Below are 19,269 nucleotides of genomic sequence, written 5' to 3'. Positions count from 1 at the left end.
CAAAAAAAATCCGGCTAAGGCCGGATTTTTTTGAGGCTTACTGCATCCAGGGCGGAGGCGGCGGCTCTTCGGACTTGCCGGGAGGCGCATCGTCAGCGGCACGGACCGCTTGCCGGCGTTCTTCGTCGAGACGCGCTGCTTCGATCTCGCGCATGATCCCGCCGACATCTGCCAGCTCTTCCGGTTCGTCGAACTCACCGGTCAGGACGCTGGCCGGGTGCAAGGTCCCGGCTTCGTACAGGGCCCACATTTCCTTGGCGTACTTGGTGCGCTTGAGTTCCGGGGCAAAGCGCCCGAAGTAGGACGCCATGTTGCCGACGTCACGCTCCAGCATGCTGAACGCGTGGTTGTTGCCCGCCGCATCCACCGCCTGTGGCAGGTCGATGATCACCGGACCGTCCGGCGTCAGCAGCACGTTGAACTCGGAAAGGTCACCGTGCACCAGGCCGGTACACAACATCAGCACAATCTGCGAGATCAGGAACGCGTGATATTCACGGGCCTGGTCCGGCTCCAGCACCACGTCATTGAGGCGCGGGGCGGCGTCACCGTATTCGTCGGCCACCAGCTCCATCAACAACACGCCTTCGAGGAAATCGAACGGCTTGGGCACTCGCACGCCGGCACTCGCCAAACGGAACAAGGCCGCCACTTCAGCGTTCTGCCAGGCATCCTCGGTTTCTTTACGACCGAACTTGGAGCCCTTGGCCATGGCTCGCGCCTGCCGGCTGTTACGCACCTTGCGGCCTTCCTGATACTCGGCCGCCTGACGAAAACTTCGTTTATTCGCCTCCTTGTAAACCTTGGCGCAACGTAACTCGTTGCCGCAGCGCACCACATAAACAGCTGCTTCTTTACCACTCATGAGTGGGCGCAGCACCTCGTCGACCAGACCGTCCTCGATCAGGGGTTCAATGCGTTTTGGAGTCTTCATCAGCTTTTATTGTGGGTCCTTTATTACCGAACACGCGAATGTCACTCGTTATACGGCAATCCTCGCATGGCGGGGAGAGGTTGCCGACCTATGAACCGCAGATAGCAACGGTAAAGATGCACTCAATGTGCCAGATAAATCGAACACATCAGCCGACGCCTATCGACCGACGCAGATCATAGCCCAGTGGCAGCCAGGCCGTGGGGATGCAAGTCGCAGACATTTCCAATAGAGGCCGAGATATTTTTCCTTGTTTAGCGGAGGAATTTTCTCGAAGCACCTCAATTTTCCCTCTATGCAGCCGAAGTCATCAGGGACAAAAGGAGTTTGTTCGACAATCCGATAGAGACGTCAGCACCCGGCATTGGTTCGCCCTGCCTCGCTCGATGCCCGCCCAACGGACGCAAATCACCGCATTGTTTAAAGCTGCCGTTAATCCGCGAGTCATGTGCACGTCGTGGGCCTACAAGAAAAAACTCTGGAGCGCGGATGAACATCAAACAGAAACTGACCTGGGCGTTTGCAATCATCGCCTGCTTGCCGGTGGTGCTGGTCGCCACGCTCGTGGTGCTGAACCTGCGCAGCGAGGCCAAGGACAATTTCGTCGACGGCAGCGCCCGGGAGATCCGCCAGGTCAGCAACGCCATGCAGCTGTTTTTCGAGGGCATCAGCCAGAACGTCGATTACCTGGCCAGCCAACCCTTGGTCAAATCGGCCGACGCCAGCGTGAAAAGCCGTGTCGGCGCCGATGCCGCGCAACTCCCCGACGGCGAGCTGGACAAGCAGTTGTTTGATCTGTTCGCCAGCCTGGCCGCCAGCCATCCCGCGTACTCCTATGTGTCCTACGGCCTGTCCAGTGGCGGTTACGCCTTCTGGCCCGGGGACCCGAAAATGTCCAACTATGACCCGCGCATCCGCCCCTGGTACAAGACCGCCATGGCCAACCCGGGCAAGACCGTACGAACCGCCGCCTATTACTGGGCCGGTGACGACGCCGTGCTGGTCAGCACCGTGCGCGCCGTGGCCAACCAGTTGGGCGCCCAGGGCGGCGTGGTCAACATCGACGTGTCGCTCAAGCAGCTCACCGAGATCGTCAAGCAGATCAAACTGGGCGAGTCCGGCTACCTGATGCTCCTGGAAAACACCGGCACCGTGCTGGTGGACCCGAAGCTGCCGGAACACAACTTCAAGGCCCTCGACAGCCTAGGCGCGGGTTATGCCCAACTGGCCAAGGCCGGCAAGGGCCTGGTGGAGGTCGAACTCAATGGCGAACGCTACATGGCCAACGTCTGGCCGTCGGAGCAATTGGGCTGGACCTTTATCGGCCTGATCAAGCAGAACGAAGTGATGGGCGCAGCGACCCAACTGACCTGGCTGATCGCAATCATTGCCGGCGTGCTGGCGGTGCTGTTCGCGGTGGTGGGCGCCAGTTTCGCCAGCGTGATCGTGCGCCCGATCCGCAGTGTGGCCAGCGGCCTGGAAGGCATCGCCCAGGGCGAAGGCGATTTGACGCAGAACCTCAACATCCGGGGCAGCGATGAAACCGCGCAACTGGCCAACTGGTTCAACCAGTTCCTGACCGCGATCCGCAACCTGATCCAGAGCATCGGCCAGGCGGCGAACAAGATTCTCGCCACCTCCCGCAGTTCGACCCAGGTCTCCAGCGACATGGCCGAAGCCGCCGGACGCCAGCGCGAAGCCGTGGACATGGTCTCCACCGCGTTCCACGAAATGGTCGCAACCGCCAACGAAGTCGCACGCTCCTGCAGCCAGGCCGCCGAGTCGGCCGACAGCGGCCAGCGCCAGGCCCGGGAAGGCCAGCAGCAGATCGACGCCGCCGTGCACAGCGTCGATCAGTTGAGCCAGGAAATCGAACAGTCGGCGCAGTCGATGCAACAACTGGAACGCGACAGCAATGACATCCAGTCGATCCTCGGCACCATCCGCTCAATTGCCGAACAGACCAACCTCCTGGCCCTGAACGCGGCCATTGAAGCGGCCCGTGCCGGTGAACAGGGTCGTGGCTTTGCCGTGGTGGCCGACGAAGTGCGCGCCCTGGCCAAACGCACTGCCGATTCCACCGCGGAAATCGATGGCCTGTTGGGCAACCTGGCCAAGCGCACCAGTGCGGTGACCCAGCAGATGCACGCCAGCCTGGAAGTGTCGCAGCAGTCGGTGAGCCGTATCGGTCTGGCGCGCAGCAGCTTCGGGCAGATCCGCGAGTCGGTGGACGTGATCCGCGACATGAACACCCAGATCGCCACCGCCGCCGAAGAACAGCATCAGGTGGCGGAAGACATCAACCGCCACATCAGCCAGATCCATGGCGATGCGCAGTTGGTGGCGGAACTGGCCAACTCGGCGCGCCTGGACTCCCAAAGCCTCGCCGGTTTGTCCGATGAACTGGACAGCCTGGTCCGCCGCTTCAAGACCTGATGCAAGCGGCGCCTGCACCTATCCTGCAGGCGCCCCCCTTCAGCGCTCGATAATCGCCGTCACGCCCTGGCCACCGGCGGCGCAGATCGAGATCAGCCCGCGCCCCTGCCCTGCCACCTCCAGCAACTTGGCCAGATTGGCCACGATGCGCCCGCCCGTGGCCGCAAACGGGTGCCCCGCCGCCAGCGAACTGCCCTTGACGTTGAGGCGACTGCGGTCGATAGCCCCCAACGGTGCCTCAAGCCCGAGGCGGTTTTTGCAGTAATCCGCGTCTTCCCAGGCCTTGAGGGTGCACAGCACCTGGGCTGCGAACGCCTCATGGATTTCGTAGTAATCAAAGTCCTGCAGCGTCAACCCATTGCGCGCCAGCAAGCGCGGCACGGCATACACCGGCGCCATCAGCAGGCCTTCGGCGCCGTTGACGAAATCCACCGCCGCCGCCTCGCCATCACGCAGGTAGGCCAGCACCGGCAAGCCGCGTTCTTTGGCCCATGCTTCGCTGCCCAGCAGCACCAGAGAAGCACCATCGGTCAGCGGTGTGGAGTTGCCGGCGGTCAGGGTGCCCTTGGCGCTGCGCTCGAACGCCGGCTTGAGGCTGGCGAGTTTTTCCAGGGTCAGGTCCGGGCGCAGGTTGTTGTCGCGGGTCAGGCCAAGAAAGGGCGTAATCAGATCGTTGTGCCAGCCTTCGGCGTAGGCCGCGGCCATTTTTTGATGGCTTTCCAGGGCCAGTTGGTCCTGCTCGGCGCGGGGGATGTTCCAGGTCTGCGCCATCAGTTCGCAATGCTCGCCCATGGACAGCCCGGTGCGGGGCTCGCCATTGCGCGGCAGCTCGGGCTTGAGGTGATGGGGACGCAACTGGAGAAAGGTCTTGAGCTTGTCGCCCAGGCTCTTTTCCCGATTCGCCTGCAGCAGAATTTTGCGCAAGCCCTCATTGACCCCGATCGGCGCGTCGGAGGTGGTGTCCACACCGCCGGCAATCCCGCACTCGATCTGCCCCAGGGCAATTTTATTGGCCACCAGCAACGCGGCTTCCAGGCCGGTGCCGCACGCTTGCTGAATGTCATAGGCCGGCGTGGTCGGCGCCAGGCGCGAGCCGAGCACGCATTCGCGGGTCAGGTTGAAATCCCGCGAGTGCTTGAGCACCGCCCCCGCAGCGACCTCCCCCAGGCGCAGGCCGTGCAGGTTGTAGCGTTCGATCAGTCCCTCGAGCGCTGCGGTCAACATCGCCTGGTTGCTCGCGGTGGCGTACGGGCCGTTGGAGCGGGCAAAGGGGATGCGGTTACCGCCGATAATCGCGACGCGGCGCAGCTGAGTCATGGAAAGCTCCCTATTCTGTGAGTGCGACAACCCACAAGCGTAGGTTGTATCTCGTGGATCGAACGACTGAAGGCCCGAGGTGGTCCACAGTCTTAACCCCCCAGCAACCAGGCTGAGAGTGGACCGGGCGCCGAACGCGTTCAGCACGCAGTAGTTTTCAGACAGCCTGAATCGGAGAGCATTCCATGTCTGACCGTTATATCGACTTCGCCAATTCGGCCTTCGGCCATCGTCTGGTCTCGGCCATTGGCCTGCCGTCACCGGTACGTCTGGAGCGCTGGCAGGCCGGTCGCCTGCGGCCCATCGACGGCGCCCTGCTGATCGGCGGCGGGCCACTGGCGCAGCAGGTGGGCGAGTTAGCCAAGCGCCTGACCGATGCCACCTATCACTACGGCAACGACCCCAGCCTGGGCACCCCATGGATTCCCGGCCACGGGCCCAAGCTCAAGGCGGTGGTGTTCGATGCCAGTGACCTGGTGCACACCGACCAGCTCAAACAGTTGCGCGAGTTCTTCCAGCCGCTGATGAAAAACCTCGATCACAGCCCCCATCTGGTGATTCTCGGCCGCGCCCCGGAAACCCTCGACCAGCCCTTTGCCGCCAGCGCCCAGCGAGCACTGGAAGGCTTCAGCCGTTCCCTGGCCAAGGAGCTGCGCGATGGCGGCACCCTGCAGTTGTTGTACGTGGGGGCCGGTGCCGAAGAACAGCTGGAAGGGGCGCTGCGGTTTTTCCTGTCGCCCAAGAGCGCGTTCGTCTCCGGCCAGGTCGTGCGCCTGCAGGCCTGCGCGGCCCAGGTGCAGGATTGGAGTCGCCCCCTTGCCGGGCGCAAGGCCCTGGTCACCGGGGCCGCCCGGGGCATTGGCGCCTCGATTGCCGAAACCCTGGCCCGGGATGGCGCCGACGTGGTCCTGCTGGACGTGCCCCCGGCCAAGGCCGATCTTGAAGCCCTGGCCGCACGCCTGGGCGGGCGCAGCATTACCCTGGACATCTGTGCCGCCGACGCTGCCGAGCAATTGATCGAACAGTTGCCCGATGGCATCGACATCGTGGTGCACAATGCCGGCATCACCCGCGACAAGACCCTGGCCAACATGACGCCCGAATTCTGGGATGCGGTGCTGGCGGTCAACCTCAATGCGCCGCAGGTCCTGACCCAGGCCCTGCTCGACAGCGGAACACTGCATGACGAGGGCCGGGTGATTCTGCTGGCCTCCATCAGCGGCATCGCCGGCAATCGCGGGCAGACCAACTACGCCGCGAGCAAGGCCGGTCTGATCGGCCTGGCCCAGGCCTGGGCGCCGCTGTTGCAGCAACGCGCCATCAGTATCAACGCGGTGGCACCGGGGTTTATCGAAACCCAGATGACTGCACATATTCCCTTCGCCCTGCGCGAAGCCGGGCGCCGCATGAGCTCCCTGGGCCAGGGCGGCCTGCCGCAGGACGTCGCTGAAGCCGTGGCCTGGCTGGCCCAGCCCGGCAGCGGCGCGGTCACCGGACAAGCCCTGCGCGTCTGCGGGCAAAGCGTATTGGGAGCATGACCATGGCTGAGCATTGGCACCAACTCGACGCCCCACCCAAGCTGCCCGAGCTGTACCTGCGGGCCGCCCTGCGCCGCAAGATCACCGGCACCGAGCTCCCCGAATCCGGCCTGCGGTTGTGGCTGGATGTCGAGCCCAGCAACCTTGCGGCCTATCGCAAGGTCTGCGGCTTTGCCGAGAACGGCCTGCTGCCGCCCACTTATCCACACGTGCTGGCGTTCGCCCTGCAGATGCAATTGCTGACCGCCAAGGACTTTCCGTTCCCGTTGCTGGGGCTGATTCACCTGGCCAACCGGATCCGTGTCATCCGCCCCTTGGGGGGTGTTGGCCGGCTGCAGGTCGGGGTGCGGGTGCGCAATCTGCAAGCCCATGCCAAGGGTGCGGTGTTCGATGTCATCACCCAGGTCGACGACCAGCTTGGTCCATTGTGGGAAGCCGAGAGTCGGATGCTGTGCAAAGGTGTGGAGCTGCCCGGTACGCCGGCGGCCGATAGCCTGCAGGCATCCGCCGCCCTTGAAGAGTTGACGCGCTGGCCAGCCCCGGCGGACATCGGTCGGCGCTATGCCAAGGTGTCCGGGGACTACAACCCGATCCACCTCAGTGCTGCGAGCGCCAAACTGTTCGGCTTCCCCCAGGCGATCGCCCATGGCCTGTGGAACAAGGCACGTACCCTGGCCGCGCTGGCGGAGCATCTGCCGGCGGCGAACATCGAGATTGCCGTGGAGTTCAGGAAACCGGTGCGCCTGCCCAGCGAGGTCACGCTCCTGAGCAGCGCGCCGGGCTCAAGCGGCGATCTGCAACTGGTCGGTGCAGGCGAGTTGCAGCACATGCTGGGCACCTGGCGCCCGATTGCCTGAGGGGCTTCTCAACCGCGACGAATCAGGAACACCCCCGCCAGGATCAACACCAGCCCGGCGGCCTTGCCGACACTGATCGGCGCCTCGCGAAAACCGGCCCAGCCGAAGTGGTCCAGAGCCATCGCCATGCCCAGCTGGCCCGCCAGGACCAGGGACATAAACAGCATGGCGCCGATCCGCGGGCCGGCGAAGGCCGCCGTGGTGATGAAAAAAGCCCCCAGCAGGCCACCGCACCAGTGCCACCAGGTCAGGCCCTTGAGCGCCCCCAGGCTCGGCACTTCACGCTGCATCATCACCAGCACCAATAGGGCCAGGGTCCCGACAAAAAAGGAAATCAGGGCGGCGGCCAGCACACTGCTGACCTGTTTGGCCAACTGGCCATTGATTCCGGCTTGCAGGGGCAAAAAGGCGCCGGCAATAAAAGGCAGGCACAACAGCCACCAGACTGGGGCGGGCATAGGGAACTCCGGCAGGATTTTTGGCTGCGCAGTATAGGTTAATCCGCCCGGCGATAAAGATGGGTGTAACGGGCCAACACTTTAACCCCCCTCACCCAGCGCCTTGAGCGCTGAATCCAATGATTAATTGTATATATATAACTTAAGTTTTAAGCCGCCCCACACCCGCCGGCAGAAAACTGACAGCCTTTGATTTATAAGACTTTTATCGCAACACAATACCGTCACCCCTACCCTTGGTATTAGTCACTACGCGAGGCCTGAGAGCGAATATATAAGTTGTTAATACCAAGTTGAGAATGGTGGGAAACAGCACCTGAGCCTTTTATGTAGACAACGGACGAAGGCATCCCCAGCGACAGAACTGGAGAGCTATCGAAAACAACGAACGTTGTACAGGTGCAAGGAATTTCTCTCATGAACACTCAAGTTTGGTTGAAAGCAAGCACAGCAGTAGCCCTTATCCTCTCTCTCAGCCTGGCAGGCTGCAGCAGCGGCGGTGGCGGCCACAAAAGCAGTTCCAGCAGCTCCACCCCTGACAGCACCACCGGTACCGGCGGCGGCACTGGCGGTGGCACCGGTGGAGGTACAGGCGGTGGCACAGGCGGTGGCACTACCACCCCACTGGTCACCAGCAGCCTGGTGTCCACCGTTGGTAGCACCGTCAGCGGCGTAGGCAATGGCGTCAGCGACCTGGGCGACTCCCTGGCCGCGGTTCCAGTGGTCGGCGGCGTGGTCCAGAGCGCTGTCAATACCACCGGCAATGTGGTCGACACCGTGGGTTCGAGCTTGACCAACGGCCTCGGCAAACTGGGTACCGACCCTAAAGCCGTGAGCAAAACCACAGCCGTGGTGGGCAATGTAGTGAGCGATGTCGGTAACGGTGTTTCCGACCTCAGCGGCAAACTCGCCACCACGACCCAAAGCGTTCCCGTGGTAGGTGGCATCGTCACCAAAGTCGCTCCGGTCCTGGACGGCGTAGGGGACAGGGTGACCATGCTCGGCAACACCCTGAATACCGTTACCAGCAGCGGCCCGGTCGGCAACTTGACCGATGGCGTTGGCAACAATGTCCTGGTGCCCGTGGTCACCCTGGCTGAAGGCCTGACCGGCAAAGTCGGCAGCGCAACCGGTCTCGGCGCTCCGGTCAAAGGGGTACTCAACGGGGTCGCCCAGGCTGTGGACGGTGTCGGCGATAAGGTCACCGATGCCGGCGATGGCAACCCGCTCACCGATACCCTCGGTGGCGCCCTGAGCAACGTCGGCACCGCGGTCGGCAAAGTCGGCGGCTATGTCAGCCCCAACGGCACTGGCACAGGTACTGGAGGCACCGGCAACAACAACGGCCTGCTGGAAACCGTGGGCGGCGCAGTGGCCAATCTGAGCAATGGCCTGAACGCCGGCAGCAACAATGGCGTGGTCAGCGCTGGCGGCGTGGCCGGTGCCTCGATCGGCGGCCTGATCGCTTCGGTCGGTGGCGCCCTCGGCGGCAGCGGCAGCCCGAACCTGGTGGTCAGTGCTCCTCTGGCCAGTGTCGGCGGCAACTTCGGCTCGGCGCTCAACCCGGTCACCAGCAGCGTCACCGGCCTGACTCAACAAGTCGGTGCAGCCACCGGCCTCGGCGGCCCGGTCAGCGGCCTGCTGGGCCAAGTGGGCGGCGCAGTCAGCGGCGTCGGCACCACCCTCAGCGCCGGCAACGGCAATCCAGTGGCCGGTGCCCTGGGCCAAACCGTCACCAGCCTGGGCGGTGCCGTGGCCTCGGTCGGTGGCCTGGTCAACGGCGGCACAGGCGGTGCCGGTCTGGGTGGTCTGGGTGGCTTGACCGGTAGCCTGGGTGGCAGCGCCAGTGTCGGTGCGGGAGCCGGGGTCGGCGTCAGCGGTGGCCTGGGTGGCGTATTGGGTGGCTTGACCGGCGCACTGGGCGGCGGCAAAAAATAAATTGCACCTGGCCGATTCGACGGCCTTACCTACAGCGCCTACGCTTGGTTGGGACGAGAGATTCAGATGAGTCTCTCGTCTTTTTCTTTTTGGAGCAGGACAGTTTTGCGTTTCCCATCTCGACCAAGATCCTGACGGACGACTCGACTGAAGATTTTTCGCGATGCTGCGGTTTGACCATGGAGTGTCCTATGCGCGCTTTGGCTTCCTTGCTGTTACTGGGCTTTTGCTCTTACGTTCACGCTGACTCCCTCCCGCGTTTTCTCAATGGCAACGACACCATCCGCAATCTGCCCCAGCCCAACCTGCCGGCCGATGCCTATCGCCCGGCCACCCCGCAATTGCAGTTGCCGGAGCCGAGTGCCGCTCAGGGACAGCCCCTGATGACGGGGACCAAGGTCACCATCCGCAAGCTGCAGATCGAAGGCGGCACCGTCTACCCCCTCGAAGAACTGGCGGCGATCTACCAACCGCTGATCGGGCACGAAAGCAACCTTGGCGCGCTGATCGAGGCCACGCGCAATATCACTCGCCGCTACCAGCAGGACGGTTACCTGCTGTCCTACGCCTTCCTGCCCCAGCAGAATTTCGACCAGGGCCTGGTACGCGTGGTACTGGTGGAGGGCTATATCAAGGACTACCAGTTGCAGGGCGATATCGGCCCGGTCTCGGCCTACCTGGACAAACTGGTGGCCAAGCTCAAGGCCGAACGGCCACTGACGCGCAAGACCTTCGAGCGCTACACCACCCTGATGAGCCGGGTGCCAGGGGTGACCTTGCAAGCACAGGTTCCGCCTCCCGGCACCACCGATGGCGCGACTTACCTGATTGCCCAGGCCAGCCGCAAACCGTTCACCAGCACCCTGGGCACCACCGAGGACAACCGCAACGGCCTGCAGGCGTTGCTGGGAGTGAGCAGCAACTCGCAGACTTCCATGGGCGAACAACTGGGCATCAGCGGGCTGTTTCCGCCAGGCAAGGACCACGAAAAGTACTACCGCGTGGACTACAACCAGTTCATCAACGCCGAAGGCACCCAACTGGTGCTCTACGGCACCCGCTACCGTGCTGACCCACGCGCCAGCCTGCAATTGGGCAACGGCCTGGAGCTGGACCCGCACCGCGAGAACGATCGTTTTTCCATCGGCCTCACCCACCCCTTCATTGCCTCGCCCAACGAAATGCTCAGCGCCGGCGCACGCTTGTATGCGATCAACGACAAGACCCGCTACAAGGTAAACGGCACATCGCTGACCCTGGATGAAAAAACCAACACCCGCGCCGTGGCCTTTGAAGGCGACTGGAGCAAATCCGACCCGCGCCAACTGCGCATCCTCAGCGCCGGGATGTACCAGGGCATCGATGGCATGGGGGCCAAGACCGACAACAAGCTGGACCTGGACTTCTTCCGGCTGCGCCTGGCCGGGGTGCAGAGTGACAAGTTTCTCGACAATTGGCAGGGGGTGATGTCGGCCGCGCTGTACTGGACCGACGACACCGTGCCAGACAGCGAACGCGCGACTTTCGGCGGGCAGAACTTCGGCCGTGGCTACCCGGACGACCAGGGCCTGGGCGACAAGGGTTGGGGCGTGGCCTATGAAGTGAACTACAGCTTCTATCGCGAAGGCGCCTGGGTCAGGGTGCTGCAACCCTACGTGGTGCTGGACCGGGCGAAGACCTGGTTCAACGAACTGCAGATCAAGGGCAGCGATATGTCTTCGGCCGCGGCAGGCCTGCGCTTCGGTGACGCCAAGTACTACAACATCGCCCTTGAGGTCGCCAAGCCGATGTCCGATGAAGCCCTGGACACTTACAACCGGCGCCCGCGCTACACCTTGAGCTTCAGTTACCAGCTTTAGTTGAACACCCCCACAAAAACAACCCGCGCCAAGCGGGTTGTCTTGTTGTTATTCATTCATATGTTGCAGACGGTTTTCCCAGAAACCTGAGTAGCCTGTTGCTACTTGAAAGTATCGACAGGCTTACAAACTTTTCCGCACGTCCTCAACTAGCCGACACCCAGCCATTGGATCACCTGCATCTAGTGAGGCCCCACCAAGTGCAACTTAGGCTGAGGAAACAAGTTGTCGAGGGTTTCCAGCAGGCGCACGTGATAGATGGGTTTGCGAAACAGATCCAGTACCTGGAGTCGTAACAGATCGCTGACATCATCCATGTCGGCGTGCCCGGATGTGACAATCACCGGCAGGTGCTGGCGCGAGGTGTGCTCGCGCAGGCGCCTGATCAACGACAGGCCGCTTTCCTCCGGCATGCGCAGGTCGGTGATGACCAATGCGATATCCGGATGGCGCGTGAGGTGGGCCAGGGCGAGTTTTACCGAGGTTGCGGTGAAGCAGCAAAAGCCTTCGCCTTCCAGCAGCTCGGCCAGTTCAAGCACTGCATCCTCCTCGTCGTCCACGAGGAGAAGCTGCTGGCGTGGAGACGATGAAGCAGTCATGAGCAACACCTTGGCGCTGAATATTGGGAGACCTTGATCGCAGGCAACAATCGACCTCAAGGCACCGTTGGTCGTGTCACCGCCGTGCCTTGCAGAGCCACCAGCAGGTTGTTGAATATCGCTACAACGCGGTCGCCCACAGGGGTCACGAAGACCAATACCACCACAGCGACCATGGCGATCACGATTGCATACTCAATCGCAGAGGCGCCTTCGGTGCAGAGCAGCCAAAGGCGCATGCGCAGTACAAGATAGTCAAGAATCATGGACAGACCCCGTAGCGACCAACCAGCCGGCAACCCGATGCTCCCGGCTGATTACATCATCAAGATCAACGAGCGGCTGTCATGGGGTTGGACGAGTGACCGCGGTACCTCCCAGGGCGACCAGAACGTTGTTGAAAATGGCCAGGACCCGTGCGCCCATTGGGGTCACGAAAGCCACCACGACAACCGCCACCATCGCTACCACAATCGCATATTCGATCGCTGAGGCACCTTCGGTTCGGTCGAAGAAAAGACGTGCTCTGAGTATCAGATATTGAAGAATCATCTTACTTCTCCTTGCGCCAAGGGCGCCGATATAACACTACTGCGCTGCAACATTGACCTTCTTTGCAACCAGAGCATTGTCAACAATCGGCCGACCTACAACTGTAAGAACTGATTAATCACTAAGTATTAATTGGAAGGTTGACGCCAGAAAACCTTGTTTCAATGGCGCTCATCATACTTTCGTTAGTTATTTTCAGACGAGTAATGGCGTTTCGTCCTAGCTGGGCTACCTTCAAATAGCGAAATAGTTGCATGTTCATAGCTGCCTTATTTGCGATGTTGAGTCATTTGCAAGCGCAGGCTTAGTAGTGCAGCAGGAAAGGGAGAACCTAATATGAACAGTCGCGTCACCATGATTCTGGCTGGGCTGCTGTTGTTGGGCGCGGTGTTCGTCGGTTACTGGGGCTTGGTTGTCAGCCGCCAGCCCCCGCCGCCGGCTCCGGTCGCCCAGCCCGCCACCCCTGGTACCGTGGAAAAAACCGTCGCCACGGCCGAGGACCAGACCCGCCAACCGGTGGTGGTCCTGGCCCATGATGTGCCGCCGTTTGTCGCCCTCAGCGCTGCCGACCTGACCCTGGAGCGGCTGCGCACAGTGCCGCCCGGCAGCCTTACCAGCATCGACCAGGCCGTCGGGCGCACGCCCTGGCGCCAGTTGGCCGGCGGCACCTGGCTCAGCGACGAAAGCTTCACCACCGGCGGTGCCCTGGCCCGCATGATCCACCCCGATGAACGGGCCCTGGCAGTCGCGGTAGACGAGGTGATAGGCGCCGCCGGCCAACTGAGCCCGGGGGATTACGTCGATGTGCTGCTGTTCCTGCGCCAGGACGCCACCAACCTCCAGCAATCGGCCCAGATTGCCGTCCCGGCGATGCGGGTACTGGCCGTCGGCGACCAGCTGGGCCTGACCAACGACGGCAAACCGGCATCCCCGGCGCTGAGCGTCGATGAACGAATCAAGCAGGACCAACGGCGGCTGGCCGCACGCACGGTGGTGCTGGCAGTGCCGGAACAACTGCTGAGTCGGATGATGCTCGCGACTCAGGTCGGCACCCTGCGCCTGGCCGTGCGCAGCAGCGAGGAGCAGCGCCTGGCGCGCTACTGGGCCGGGGATCAGGACTCCCTGGCCAATATCGATGCCGCCAACAGCAACCTGTTCCAGTTCACCCAACTGGCCCTTGGCAGCGGCCCCGCGAGCCCGGCGACGCATGGCGGCGGAACCCGCCGTGCGGTCGAGGTGATTCGCGGTAACCAGGTCACCCAACAAACTCCCTGATTGAGCAAGGATGCACACATGCGCAGTCGTTCCATGCTGATGTCCCAAGCCGCACTCCTGACCCTGATGCTGGCCAGCCAGCCTATGGGTCAAGTGCTGGCCGCCAGTACCGCAGGCTGCGGCGGCCTGGCACCGTTACCCGCCGTACTGCAAATCGGCGAAGGCCTGCAGCAGGAGCTGCAGTCACCGGTAGCCATCACCCGGCTGGCGGTGGGCGACCCGAAAATCGCCGACGTCCACCCCAACGGCGACAAGGCGTTCCTGCTGACCGGCATGGCGCCGGGCGCCACCACCCTGATGGTCTGGACCGCCTGCGCCAGCACCCCGCGCCAGAGCATGGTGTTCGTCCAGGGCCGGGCGACGACCGACATGACCGGGCGCGTGGCCCTGGCCTCGCAAGACCCTCTGCTGCCGAGCCAGGTCCAGACCGATATCCGCTTTGTCGAGGTCAGCCGCACCAAGCTCAAGGAAGCCAGCACCTCGATCTTCGGCCGTGGTAGCAACTTCCTGTTCGGCGCCCCGGGTACCGCGCCCAATACCGGCGGCACCACTCCCACTTTCGGTGGCGCGCGGACCAACATTCCTCTGGACAACGGCAGCTTCAACCTCGGTTTCGGCAACGGCCGGGTACTGACCCTGATCAACGCCCTTGAGGGCAGCGGCTTCGCCTACACCCTGGCGCGCCCCAGCCTGGTGGCCCTCAGCGGACAGAGTGCAAGCTTCCTGGCCGGGGGCGAGATTCCGATTCCGGTACCCAGTGCCGGCAGCGACAGCGTCACCATCGAATACAAGGAGTTCGGCATCCGCCTGACCCTGACCCCGACCATCGTCGACAACCAGCGCATCAGCCTGAAAGTGGCCCCGGAAGTCAGCGAGCTCGACTACAGCAACGCCGTGACCATCGCCGGTACCCAGGTTCCGGCGCTGACCATACGCCGCACCGACACCAGTATTTCCCTGGCCGACGGCGAGAGTTTCGTCATCAGCGGCCTGATCAGCACCCGCAACAGCTCCCAGGTCAACAAATTCCCGGGCCTGGGCGATATACCGGTACTGGGTGCGTTCTTTCGCGACACCAACATCAGCCGCGAAGAACGCGAGCTGCTGATGATCGTCACCCCGCACCTGGTGCAGCCGCTGGCGGCCGATGCCCGGCTGCCATCCCTGCCCGGCGAACGCCTGCGCAACTACGACCCGAACTTCTACCGCATGTTCTTCTTGGAAAACGGTAACTTCGATAAACGCAGTGGGTTATCGCAATGAGCCAAAGCCTGAGCCAGACCTTTCTTGCCATCACCCGCAACGACACCGACCTGGAGTGGCTGCAAGGCGCCCTCGCGCCCCTGGGCCAAGTGGTGAGTGCCGGCGGCGGCAGCCTCGACGAGTTGCTGGCCCTGGTCGACGTCACGTTCGCCAACCTGGTGTTCATCGGCCTCGACCGCGAGCACGTCGTGGCCCAGTCGGCCTTGATCGAGGGCGCCCTGGAGGCGAAGCCGATGCTGGCCATCGTCGCGCTGGGCGACGGCATGGACAATCAACTGGTGCTCAATGCGATGCGCGCCGGCGCACGGGATTTCGTCGCCTATGGCTCGCGCTCCAGCGAAGTCGCCGGCCTGGTCAGGCGCCTGAGCAAACGCTTGCCCCCGGTGGCGCCGAGCACTCTGCTCGGCGGCCTGACCGTGCTCTACGGCACCAAGAGCGATACCGACGGCGCCCTGATCTCCAGCCATCTGGCGCTGGTGGTGCAAAAAAGCGGACAGCAGACCCTGCTGCTGGACCTGGGCCTGCCTCCGGGTGACAGCCTGGCGCTGTTGGGCCTGGAAAGTTCGTTCCACTTCGGCGATGCCCTGCGCCATCTGCGCCGCCTGGATTCGACCTTGATCGACAGCGCCTTTACCACCGCCGAGGCCGGCCTGCGGATTCTCGCCTATGCGGCCAATGACGAGCCCCTCGACCGCACCAGCGCCGCCGAGCTCTACATGCTGCTCAGCGCTCTGCGCCAGCACTTCCAGCACATTGTGGTGAACCTCACCGGGCAGCCCGACAGCGAGGCCTTGCGCACGTTTGTCAGCCATTGCGACAAATTGCTGTGGTCCACCGACCAGAGCGTCCTGGACTGCCGGCGCAATCTGGCGGTGCTCAATCTGTGGCGCGAAAAAGGCATGAAACTGGACCATGCACGACTGCTGGTGGACCGCTACCTGCGCAATGTCGCCCCGGACTCCGACACCCTGGGCAAGACCTTCGGCCTGGAAGTGATCGCAGCCCTGGCCCATAGCCCGGAGGTGCGCCTGAACGCCAAGAACCAGGGAGTCACCCTGTTTGAAATGGCCCCCCGGGAAAACCTCACCCAGTCCCTGCGCGTTCTTGGCGAACGCCTGGCCAAGCGCTCCGAAGGCCTGGCCAAACCCAAGTCCAACTGGTTCAACCGCATGCGAGGAACCAAATGAACGGAGAAAAACTGTTCGGCGCACAATCGCGCGGCCCGGTCGGCAACACCGACCATGAAGGGCTGAAACTGGTCCTGCATCGCTACATCATCGACGCCATCGAAGAGTCCGGAAAAAACCTGCTGGAAGGCTCGCGGCAGAACCTTTCGCAGTTCGTCACCGACAAGGTGGCGGAGTACATCGCCCGCATGCACTTAGCCATCTCCCGCTATGAAATGGAGCGCCTGGCCGAAGAGATAGTCGATGAGCTGACCGGCTTCGGCCCGCTGGAAGTGTTGCTTCGGGACCCGGCCGTCACCGAGATCCTGGTCAACGGCCCGCACCGGGTGTTCGTCGAACGCGACGGTGTGCTGCACCAGAGCGACCTGCGGTTCATCGACGCGCACCATGTCGAACGGGTGATGCAACGGATCCTCGCGCCCCTCGGTCGACGCCTGGATGAGTCCTCGCCGATGGTGGATGCGCGCATGCCCGATGGCAGCCGGGTCAACGCCATCATCCCGCCGATCGCCCTCGACGGGCCCTGCCTGTCGATTCGGAAGTTTCGCAAGGACATGCTCAAGAGCGCCGATCTGGTGGCCATGCAGACCATCGACCAGGCGATCTTCGAGTTTTTCCAGGAGGCCGTGAGCAAGCGCTGCAACATCCTCATCAGCGGCGGGACCGGGACCGGCAAGACCACCCTGCTCAACATCCTCAGCCAGTTGATCAACCCGCACCAACGCCTGGTCACCATCGAGGACGTGGCCGAACTGCAACTGGGCCACCCCCATGTGGTGCGCCTGGAAACCCGTCCGCCCAATGCTGAAGGCCATGGCGAAGTGAAAGCCAGCGACCTGATCCGCAACGCCCTGCGGATGCGCCCGGACCGGATCATTCTCGGTGAGATCCGCGGCGTCGAAGTGCTCGACATACTGACCGCGATGAACACCGGCCACGACGGCTCCATGAGTACGGTGCACGCCAACACCGCCCAGGACGCCTTGCTGCGCCTGGAAACCCTGGTGGGCCTGACCGGGCGCCAGATCGCCGAACGTACCCTGCGCCAGATGATCTGCGCCGCGCTGGATGTGGTGATTCAGCTGACGCGCATGCCCGATGGCCGGCGCTGTGTCAGTGAAGTGGTGGAGGTGGTGGGTGTGCGCGATGACATTTACGTCACCAACACCCTGTTTCGACTCGATCGACGCAACGGCTTCGGTTTCCTGCGCGAGGCGATCAACCCGGCGGGCGACAAGCTGCGTCGCGAACATGACCTGAGCCTTAACTGAGGCGGAGCGAGCCCATGATCGGTCCCTTGCTGGCCCTGATTTGCCTGGTGCTCCTGGGCCTCTCGCTGTGGCTGTTCTACAACGGCATCCGCAAGACCAATACCGAAAAGGTGCTCAATCGCCTGGCCGAAGGACAGCCGGAACTGGTGCCGGAGAAAACCACCTGGACTGGCCTCGAACGGGCCTTCCTGCGGGCCGGCCTGGGACGCCCCACCGAACGCCTGGGGCTGTGGCTGGCCCTGTGGGCGCTCTCGGTACTGCTGGCCCTCGCAGCGGCGGGCTGGGTCGGCGCACTGTGCCTGGTGCTGTTGCCGCCCCTGGCATTGCGCACCTACGTCGCCTGGCTGTACAAGCGCCGGATCAAACGCATGATCGAGCAGTTGCCGCAGTTGCTCGACCACACCGTGCGCAGCCTGAAATCCGGACGCACCCTGGCCGACGCGGTACTGGGCAGCATCGACGCCAGCAGCCCGCCGCTGAAAACCGCCATGGGCCGGGTCGAGCGCAACGTGCAACTGGGGGTCAACCTGCCGGAGGCGCTGCATGATTTTGCCGAGCTGTACGATCAGGACGAACTGCGCATGTTCGCCCTGGGGCTCAAGGTCAATCACCGTTATGGCGGCAACGCCAGCGAGCTGCTGGAAAACCTGATCAAGCTGATTCGCGAGCGCGACCAGGGCGCACGGCAACTGCGCGCACTGACCGGTGAAACCCGCATGACCGCCTGGGTCCTGGGCGCCTTGCCGTTGCTGCTGGTGGCGTACTTCATGGCCACCAACCCGGGCTACATGCTCGGCATGTGGAACGACCCGAGCGGCAGGACCATGCTGATCACCGCCATCCTCCTGCAAGCCTTCGGCTGCCTGGCGCTGTGGCGCATGTTGCGGAGTATCTGAGATGGCCCTCCTGGCAAGTGCCCTGCTGTTTCTCGGCGCCCTGTTACTGGTCGCCAACAGCCTGCTGGAACAACGCCGGCGCGAACGCCAGGTGACCCAGCGCCTGCAAGGCCATATGGTGCGCGACAACCGCCTGAGCAGTTGGCTGCGGATACTGGGGGACAGCCGCTTCGGCCAGCGCTCGGTGAGCATCGACAGCGAGACCCTGACCCTGCTCAACCGCATGGGCTGGCGCCGCGCCAGCCAGCGCTCGTTGTTCGCCGCCTGCCAGGTCGGCGTGCCGCTGCTGGTGCTGGGCGTGGCGCTGTTTGTCCAGGAGCTGCTGTTTCCCCAAGCCGACAACAAATGGCTGGCACCGCTGCTGGCGGCGGGTGCCGGCTACCTGATTCCAAAGCGGGCCCTGGCCTACCTGGCCAAGCGCCGGCAGAAACTGATCGCGGTCGAGGTCTCCACCTTTATCCCGCTGCTGCGCATCCTCTTCGAGTCGGGCATGGCGGTGGAGCAGGCGTTGCGCGTACTGGCCAGCGAAGGGCAAAAACTTCTGCCGCAATTGACCCACGAGTTGCGCCTGATCCTGACCCGGGTCGACTCCGGGCTTGAGCTGGGCCACGAATTGAACCAGACCGCCGTGCTGCTGGCGGTCGATGAATTCACCGACACCTGCGTGATCCTCCAGCAATTGATCCAGCAGGGCGGCGGCGCGATGAAATCGCTGCAGTCGCTCAAGCAGTTGCTCGACGATCGGCGCCTGACGCGCCTGCAGGAATACATCTCGAAAATGTCGGCCAAGATGTCGGTGGTGATGATGCTGTTTCTATTCCCGGCCTTGCTGATCGTATTGGCAGGGCCTGGATTCACCGCCATCGCCCGCGCTTTTGCTTCCTAGAGG

General features: G+C 63.1%; 17 protein-coding genes and 1 pseudogene. 12 read left to right on the top strand and 6 right to left on the bottom strand.

The genetic code is table 11. The annotated features are described in order from the left end of the window. Positions 1 to 37: 37 nt before the first annotated feature. Complete coding sequence (locus tag MF4836_RS06590) at positions 38 to 934, bottom strand: PA4780 family RIO1-like protein kinase (RefSeq protein ID WP_020299360.1); 897 nt, start codon at positions 932 to 934, stop codon at positions 38 to 40. 489 nt (positions 935 to 1,423) lie between these two features. On the opposite strand from MF4836_RS06590, the pseudogene MF4836_RS36105 reads away from it, so the two are divergent. Continuing rightward, a pseudogene (locus MF4836_RS36105) lies at positions 1,424 to 2,512 on the top strand (cache domain-containing protein); the annotation flags it as partial. A 90-nt stretch (positions 2,513 to 2,602) separates the two neighbouring features. After that, positions 2,603 to 3,370 carry a methyl-accepting chemotaxis protein gene (locus MF4836_RS36100; RefSeq protein ID WP_443217284.1) on the top strand — a complete coding sequence of 256 codons (768 nt, stop codon included), beginning with the start codon at positions 2,603 to 2,605 and terminating at the stop codon, positions 3,368 to 3,370. A gap of 39 nt (positions 3,371 to 3,409) precedes the next feature. Here MF4836_RS36100 and MF4836_RS06580 read toward each other — a convergent pair whose 3' ends face one another. Next, positions 3,410 to 4,687, bottom strand: coding sequence for an acetyl-CoA C-acetyltransferase (locus MF4836_RS06580; protein ID WP_078469659.1), 1,278 nt, complete (start codon positions 4,685 to 4,687; stop codon positions 3,410 to 3,412). Between the two features lie 185 nt (positions 4,688 to 4,872). Between MF4836_RS06580 and MF4836_RS06575 the strand changes: the two genes are divergently transcribed. Together MF4836_RS06575 and MF4836_RS06570 are read left to right on the top strand one after the other, a co-directional pair. Next, positions 4,873 to 6,225: a 3-oxoacyl-ACP reductase gene (locus MF4836_RS06575; protein WP_078469658.1), complete on the top strand. Its 1,353-nt coding sequence runs from the start codon at positions 4,873 to 4,875 to the stop codon at positions 6,223 to 6,225. Positions 6,226 to 6,227: 2 nt separating this feature from the next. Further along, positions 6,228 to 7,082: a MaoC family dehydratase gene (locus MF4836_RS06570; protein WP_078469657.1), complete on the top strand. Its 855-nt coding sequence runs from the start codon at positions 6,228 to 6,230 to the stop codon at positions 7,080 to 7,082. A gap of 8 nt (positions 7,083 to 7,090) precedes the next feature. Here MF4836_RS06570 and MF4836_RS06565 read toward each other — a convergent pair whose 3' ends face one another. Further along, positions 7,091 to 7,540, bottom strand: a complete 450-nt coding sequence (locus MF4836_RS06565; RefSeq protein WP_078469656.1) for a DMT family transporter — start codon at positions 7,538 to 7,540, stop codon at positions 7,091 to 7,093. Between the two features lie 417 nt (positions 7,541 to 7,957). On the opposite strand from MF4836_RS06565, the gene MF4836_RS06560 reads away from it, so the two are divergent. Both MF4836_RS06560 and MF4836_RS06555 read left to right on the top strand, forming a co-directional pair. Beyond that, positions 7,958 to 9,478, top strand: coding sequence for a collagen-like triple helix repeat-containing protein (locus MF4836_RS06560; RefSeq protein WP_078469655.1), 1,521 nt, complete (start codon positions 7,958 to 7,960; stop codon positions 9,476 to 9,478). Positions 9,479 to 9,669: 191 nt separating this feature from the next. Then, positions 9,670 to 11,337 (top strand): ShlB/FhaC/HecB family hemolysin secretion/activation protein, encoded by a 1,668-nt coding sequence (locus MF4836_RS06555; RefSeq protein WP_078469654.1) that lies wholly within the window; start codon positions 9,670 to 9,672, stop codon positions 11,335 to 11,337. 182 nt (positions 11,338 to 11,519) lie between these two features. On the opposite strand, the gene MF4836_RS06550 is transcribed toward MF4836_RS06555, so the two are convergent. The 3 genes from MF4836_RS06550 to MF4836_RS06540 form a co-directional block, all read right to left on the bottom strand. Then, positions 11,520 to 11,936, bottom strand: coding sequence for a response regulator (locus MF4836_RS06550; RefSeq protein ID WP_043230252.1), 417 nt, complete (start codon positions 11,934 to 11,936; stop codon positions 11,520 to 11,522). Between the two features lie 56 nt (positions 11,937 to 11,992). Further along, on the bottom strand, positions 11,993 to 12,202 hold the full coding sequence (locus MF4836_RS06545) for a Flp family type IVb pilin (protein WP_078469698.1): 210 nt from the start codon (positions 12,200 to 12,202) through the stop codon (positions 11,993 to 11,995). 79 nt (positions 12,203 to 12,281) lie between these two features. Continuing rightward, positions 12,282 to 12,488 (bottom strand): Flp family type IVb pilin, encoded by a 207-nt coding sequence (locus tag MF4836_RS06540; RefSeq protein ID WP_078469653.1) that lies wholly within the window; start codon positions 12,486 to 12,488, stop codon positions 12,282 to 12,284. Between the two features lie 336 nt (positions 12,489 to 12,824). Here MF4836_RS06540 and cpaB point away from each other — a divergent pair, with 336 nt between their 5' ends. The 6 genes from cpaB to MF4836_RS06510 are packed head-to-tail and all read left to right on the top strand — an operon-like array spanning position 12,825 to position 19,266. After that, positions 12,825 to 13,763 (top strand): Flp pilus assembly protein CpaB, encoded by a 939-nt coding sequence (cpaB, locus tag MF4836_RS06535; RefSeq protein ID WP_078469652.1) that lies wholly within the window; start codon positions 12,825 to 12,827, stop codon positions 13,761 to 13,763. 18 nt (positions 13,764 to 13,781) lie between these two features. Continuing rightward, positions 13,782 to 15,026: a type II and III secretion system protein family protein gene (locus MF4836_RS06530; protein ID WP_078469651.1), complete on the top strand. Its 1,245-nt coding sequence runs from the start codon at positions 13,782 to 13,784 to the stop codon at positions 15,024 to 15,026. Next, on the top strand, positions 15,023 to 16,213 hold the full coding sequence (locus tag MF4836_RS06525) for a pilus assembly protein (protein WP_078469650.1): 1,191 nt from the start codon (positions 15,023 to 15,025) through the stop codon (positions 16,211 to 16,213). The genes MF4836_RS06530 and MF4836_RS06525 overlap by 4 nt, the downstream gene beginning before the upstream one ends. Continuing rightward, positions 16,210 to 17,484, top strand: a complete 1,275-nt coding sequence (locus MF4836_RS06520; RefSeq protein ID WP_078469649.1) for a CpaF family protein — start codon at positions 16,210 to 16,212, stop codon at positions 17,482 to 17,484. The genes MF4836_RS06525 and MF4836_RS06520 overlap by 4 nt, the downstream gene beginning before the upstream one ends. A gap of 14 nt (positions 17,485 to 17,498) precedes the next feature. Beyond that, a complete protein-coding gene (locus tag MF4836_RS06515) occupies positions 17,499 to 18,380 on the top strand; it encodes a type II secretion system F family protein (RefSeq protein WP_078469648.1) in 882 nt (293 codons plus the stop codon). A 1-nt stretch (position 18,381) separates the two neighbouring features. Further along, positions 18,382 to 19,266, top strand: coding sequence for a type II secretion system F family protein (locus MF4836_RS06510; RefSeq protein WP_078469647.1), 885 nt, complete (start codon positions 18,382 to 18,384; stop codon positions 19,264 to 19,266). The last annotated feature ends 3 nt before the right edge of the window (positions 19,267 to 19,269 follow it).

It is taken from the genome of Pseudomonas sp. MF4836 (genome assembly GCF_002018875.1).
Taxonomy (GTDB): domain Bacteria; phylum Pseudomonadota; class Gammaproteobacteria; order Pseudomonadales; family Pseudomonadaceae; genus Aquipseudomonas.
Note: the sequence above shows the minus strand (reverse complement) of the source record. Positions and strands in the feature narration are given on the sequence as shown.

What these genes read in the sequence shown, in the direction of transcription:
- MF4836_RS06530 (WP_078469651.1), top strand. Translation starts at nt 13,782, where the DNA reads ATGCGCAGTCGTTCCATGCTGATGTCCCAAGCCGCACTCCTGACCCTG.
- MF4836_RS06565 (WP_078469656.1), bottom strand. Translation starts at nt 7,540, where the DNA reads ATGCCCGCCCCAGTCTGGTGGCTGTTGTGCCTGCCTTTTATTGCCGGC.
- MF4836_RS06575 (WP_078469658.1), top strand. Translation starts at nt 4,873, where the DNA reads ATGTCTGACCGTTATATCGACTTCGCCAATTCGGCCTTCGGCCATCGT.
- MF4836_RS06520 (WP_078469649.1), top strand. Translation starts at nt 16,210, where the DNA reads ATGAACGGAGAAAAACTGTTCGGCGCACAATCGCGCGGCCCGGTCGGC.
- MF4836_RS36100 (WP_443217284.1), top strand. Translation starts at nt 2,603, where the DNA reads ATGGCCGAAGCCGCCGGACGCCAGCGCGAAGCCGTGGACATGGTCTCC.
- MF4836_RS06525 (WP_078469650.1), top strand. Translation starts at nt 15,023, where the DNA reads ATGAGCCAAAGCCTGAGCCAGACCTTTCTTGCCATCACCCGCAACGAC.
- MF4836_RS06510 (WP_078469647.1), top strand. Translation starts at nt 18,382, where the DNA reads ATGGCCCTCCTGGCAAGTGCCCTGCTGTTTCTCGGCGCCCTGTTACTG.
- MF4836_RS06540 (WP_078469653.1), bottom strand. Translation starts at nt 12,488, where the DNA reads ATGATTCTTCAATATCTGATACTCAGAGCACGTCTTTTCTTCGACCGA.
- MF4836_RS06550 (WP_043230252.1), bottom strand. Translation starts at nt 11,936, where the DNA reads ATGACTGCTTCATCGTCTCCACGCCAGCAGCTTCTCCTCGTGGACGAC.
- MF4836_RS06545 (WP_078469698.1), bottom strand. Translation starts at nt 12,202, where the DNA reads ATGATTCTTGACTATCTTGTACTGCGCATGCGCCTTTGGCTGCTCTGC.
- MF4836_RS06570 (WP_078469657.1), top strand. Translation starts at nt 6,228, where the DNA reads ATGGCTGAGCATTGGCACCAACTCGACGCCCCACCCAAGCTGCCCGAG.
- cpaB (WP_078469652.1), top strand. Translation starts at nt 12,825, where the DNA reads ATGAACAGTCGCGTCACCATGATTCTGGCTGGGCTGCTGTTGTTGGGC.
- MF4836_RS06560 (WP_078469655.1), top strand. Translation starts at nt 7,958, where the DNA reads ATGAACACTCAAGTTTGGTTGAAAGCAAGCACAGCAGTAGCCCTTATC.
- MF4836_RS06555 (WP_078469654.1), top strand. Translation starts at nt 9,670, where the DNA reads ATGCGCGCTTTGGCTTCCTTGCTGTTACTGGGCTTTTGCTCTTACGTT.
- MF4836_RS06580 (WP_078469659.1), bottom strand. Translation starts at nt 4,687, where the DNA reads ATGACTCAGCTGCGCCGCGTCGCGATTATCGGCGGTAACCGCATCCCC.
- MF4836_RS06590 (WP_020299360.1), bottom strand. Translation starts at nt 934, where the DNA reads ATGAAGACTCCAAAACGCATTGAACCCCTGATCGAGGACGGTCTGGTC.
- MF4836_RS06515 (WP_078469648.1), top strand. Translation starts at nt 17,499, where the DNA reads ATGATCGGTCCCTTGCTGGCCCTGATTTGCCTGGTGCTCCTGGGCCTC.